The sequence below is a fragment of the Acidimicrobiia bacterium genome (assembly GCA_040881685.1).
In the GTDB taxonomy this organism is placed as follows: domain Bacteria; phylum Actinomycetota; class Acidimicrobiia; order IMCC26256; family PALSA-555; genus SHVJ01.
In genome coordinates this window covers 1-3,474 of sequence record JBBECS010000047.1, presented here as the reverse complement: position 1 = coordinate 3,474, position 3,474 = coordinate 1, and the positions used below count along the sequence as shown (strand labels likewise).

Genomic DNA, 3,474 nt, shown 5'->3' with positions numbered 1-3,474 from the left:
TTCGTGCAGATGACGCGCACCGACCCGTGACGACGGATCAGCTTGCACTTCTCGCACATCTTCTTGACCGACGGTCGGACCTTCACCCGCTGCTCTCGTTCCGAACTACTTGTACCGGTAGGTGATGCGACCACGACTCAAGTCGTAAGGAGTGAGCTCGACCTGCACCCGGTCGCCCGGCAGGATCCGGATGTAGTTCATCCGCATCTTCCCGGAGATGTGTGCGAGCACTTTGTGCCCGTTCTCGAGCTCGACACGGAACATGGCGTTCGGGAGCGGCTCAACCACCGTTCCCTCGACCAGGATCGTGTCATCCTTCGGCTTCGCCAGGGCCTCCACCACCTCTTCTTGGACCCGTCAGGGCGCGCGAAACGCCCAACGGAACTCACTTCGGAGCCTTTCCAGGCTACACGGTCCCCACAGCCCTTGGAAAATCAGGGTCGCCGGCGGTACACCACCGTGTGTCATACATATCGTGATACGGTCTCGGTTCGTGCCCAAGGCGATCTCGGTTCGGCTCGACGACGACGCGCTGCGCGCCCTCGCCGTGCTCGAAGCCGGCCAGATGTCTCGATCCGACGCTATTCGGGCCGCCATCGTGGAGACCGCGACCCGACGCCGACGCGCCGACGTCATGCGGGCCGAAGCGGCAGCGATCGCGGCCGACCCCGCGGACCGGGCCGAGGTGGCGGCCGTCCTCGAGATGATGGAGGAGCTGAGTGACCCGTGGTGACGTGCACGAGCTCAGGCTCCGTCGGGGAGTCGGGCACGAGCAGCACGGTCGACGCTTTGGGGTGGTGATCCAGACCGATGAGCTGAGTGTGCTCTCCACGGTGCTCGTCGCCCCGACCTCGACGCAGGCCCGAGGCGTCTGGTGGCGCCCCGAGATCTCGGTGGCCGGCGAGCGCACCCGCGTCCTGACCGATCAGACCCGCGCGATCGACCCCACCCGCCTCGGCCGCCGCGTCGGTCACCTCACCGCAGAAGAGACTTGGGCGCTTGACGACGCCTTGCGCGCGGTGCTCGCAACTGGCTGACTCACAGCTGCGACGGTCGGTCAGCCCAACTTCGGATGCGCGTGACGGGCTCGCCATCTCGCGTTCCGCATTGCCTGGCGTCGCGCGGACAGCGTCGTCGGATCGGTAACGGTGGCGAGGATGGTGGGCTCAGACTTCACGCTCGGCGAGCTCGCTGCGGCCGGGCCCGGTGCCGCGGCACCGACGGACGCGCCGCCGGTCGTGAATACGCCCGGCGGGAGATCCTTCCGAAGGACCTCCGGCGCGGGGTCCCACACCTCAGGTTCGGACGCGCCCTTCGGGATGTAGAACTCGATCGCGCCTTGGTCAACTGTTCCGTTCACAACGCGTGAGCGCCCCGTGATGTCGGTCGCCGGTAGGGATGGAGGGTTCGGAGGGGAGCCGTTTCCGGTGTCCCTGGATGGGGAGTCCGATCTCAATGCGTAATCAAGGTCGTCTGGATTGCGGAACTTCGGGTTCAACTCGATATTTCCGTTCGTACCCAACTGGGGGCGGCACACTCCCCCCAAGAACGGAAGGAAGTTGTTGGAGAAGAACGTGCCGCCGGAGTGGTCGCCCGTGCACGTAAGTCCATCGCTGGCGATGTTGTTGTAGAACTTCGGAAAGCCCAAGTCGTTCCTGTGCGACTGGATGCCAGGGACCGGGTTGCCGAAGAAGTCGAACCCGAAGTTGTCACCGGTGGTGTTGTTCACGAGCACGAGGCCTGTGGTGAGGGGACCGTTGCCATCCGGGCTCAGCGTGATCCCGCCTCCGTCGTTGAATGCCACAAGGTTCTGCACCACCACGGCGTTACGCGAATCGGTGATGCTGAGTCCTCCACCGTTACCGAAGTCTGCGGCGTTCGCGACGATGACGTTGTCCTTGATCGTTACGTTGTCCGCACCAGCTCTGACGTCGATACCGCCACCTGCAATGGCGTAGTTCCCGGCAATCAGGTTTCCCTCGATGAGCGCGCCAGATCCCAACGGGATGCTGATTCCTCCGCCGAGACCCGTGCTACATGTCACAAAGTTGTCGAGAATGAGGTTGTCTCGGATGATCCCGCCACCAGTCATCGTGATGCCCGGAGTACCTCCACAGACAAAGTTGTCAGCAATGACGTTGTCGATGATCATCGGAGCAGCGGTGCTCCCGATGGACGTGACTGCCTTTGAGTTTCCGACGATGACGTTTTCGGTGATCGTCGGCGACGCGCTCTCGAGGGTGATCGCATTCGACGTGTTCTGGATCGTGAATCCCCGGAGCACGGACGCATTCGTTTCTCCGTCCTCGAAGGTCACGCTTCCATGAAGAACGGTGTTGTCGGATCCAGTAACGCTGCGGACCTCGATCGCCTTGCCGAAGAAGGTGATGTTCTCGTCATACGTGCCGTCGTCGACGACGACCGTGTTTCCGTTCACGGCCGCGTCGATGGCCTCTTGAATTGTCGCGTGGGCGCCCGGAACGCTGATGATCACCCCGGCGGACGCTGGAACGGCCGCGAGCGGCACCAGTACCGCCGTCACGACCGCGACGAGCACCACGAAAGTACAAACCTTGGAACGCGCCCGAACTCTGCCCATGTCCAAACCCCACCGAAAGCGGCCCCGCCGCCGATGCGGAGACGGTACTACCGGGGGAGTGTCAGGACCTCGGGGCCGTGGTCGGTGACGGCGATGGTGTGCTCGAAGTGCGCGGAACGGCGGCCGTCGCGCGTGATGACGGTCCAGCCGTCGTCGAGCACTTCGGTCTCGGGGCCGCCGGCGTTGACCATCGGCTCGATCGCGAGCACGTGGCCTTCCTTGAGCTTCATCCCGCGACCGGCTGGTCCGTAGTTCGGGATCTGCGGCTCCTCGTGCATCGCGGTACCGATGCCGTGGCCCACGTACTCGCGCACGACGGTGAAGCCCGCGGCCTCGGCCTTGCCCTCGACCGCGGCGCCAACGTCACCCAGGCGGTGACCTTCGACCACCTGCTCGATCGCCGCTTCGAGCGACGCTCGCGTCACCTCGATGAGCCGCTGCGACTCGTCGTCGATGTCGCCGATCGGCACGGTCACGGCGGCGTCGGCGTGCCAGCCCTCGATGATGGCGCCGCAGTCGATGGAGAGGATGTCGCCGTCCTCGAGCTTCACATCGGCACTGGGGATGCCGTGCACGATCACGTCGTTGGGAGACGTACACACCACGGCGGGAAAGCCGTGGTACCCGAGGAAGTTCGAGCGGGCGTTGCGCCGGTCGATCACGTCGCGGGCGGCCGCGTCGACGTCGAGGGTGGTCGCACCGGGCTTGGCGGCGCGGATGCACTCCTCGTGCATCTCCGCCACGACCTTCCCGGCGCGGCGCATGAGCGCGATCTGATCCGCGGTCTTGCGGGTGATCACCCTGGCCCGCTCTCGGCCCTTCGGGCCGGGCCGCTCGGGCCCCGTCTCGCTGCGCCGCAGGGTACCTGCGGCGCG

Annotated in this window: 5 protein-coding genes; 2 read left to right on the top strand and 3 right to left on the bottom strand. The window is 65.2% G+C overall.

Features of this window, described 5'->3' with window-relative positions; all coding sequences use genetic code 11:
* Positions 1-105 precede the first annotated feature (105 nt).
* The gene (gene infA, locus WEE69_12025) at positions 106-330 is read right to left on the bottom strand and encodes a translation initiation factor IF-1 (GenBank protein ID MEX1146021.1); all 225 of its coding nucleotides are present in this window, start codon (positions 328-330) and stop codon (positions 106-108) included.
* Between the two features lie 163 nt (positions 331-493).
* Between infA and WEE69_12020 the strand changes: the two genes are divergently transcribed.
* Both WEE69_12020 and WEE69_12015 read left to right on the top strand, forming a co-directional pair.
* The gene (locus WEE69_12020; protein MEX1146020.1) at positions 494-733 is read left to right on the top strand and encodes a ribbon-helix-helix protein, CopG family; all 240 of its coding nucleotides are present in this window, start codon (positions 494-496) and stop codon (positions 731-733) included.
* Positions 720-1,037, top strand: coding sequence for a type II toxin-antitoxin system PemK/MazF family toxin (locus WEE69_12015; GenBank protein MEX1146019.1), 318 nt, complete (start codon positions 720-722; stop codon positions 1,035-1,037). The genes WEE69_12020 and WEE69_12015 overlap by 14 nt, the downstream gene beginning before the upstream one ends.
* Before the next feature lie 20 nt (positions 1,038-1,057).
* Here the strand turns inward: WEE69_12015 and WEE69_12010 are convergent, their stop codons facing one another.
* Together WEE69_12010 and map are read right to left on the bottom strand one after the other, a co-directional pair.
* Positions 1,058-2,560 (bottom strand): right-handed parallel beta-helix repeat-containing protein, encoded by a 1,503-nt coding sequence (locus tag WEE69_12010; GenBank protein MEX1146018.1) that lies wholly within the window; start codon positions 2,558-2,560, stop codon positions 1,058-1,060.
* An 86-nt stretch (positions 2,561-2,646) separates the two neighbouring features.
* On the bottom strand, positions 2,647-3,399 hold the full coding sequence (gene map / locus WEE69_12005) for a type I methionyl aminopeptidase (GenBank protein ID MEX1146017.1): 753 nt from the start codon (positions 3,397-3,399) through the stop codon (positions 2,647-2,649).
* Between the last annotated feature and the right edge of the window lie 75 nt (positions 3,400-3,474).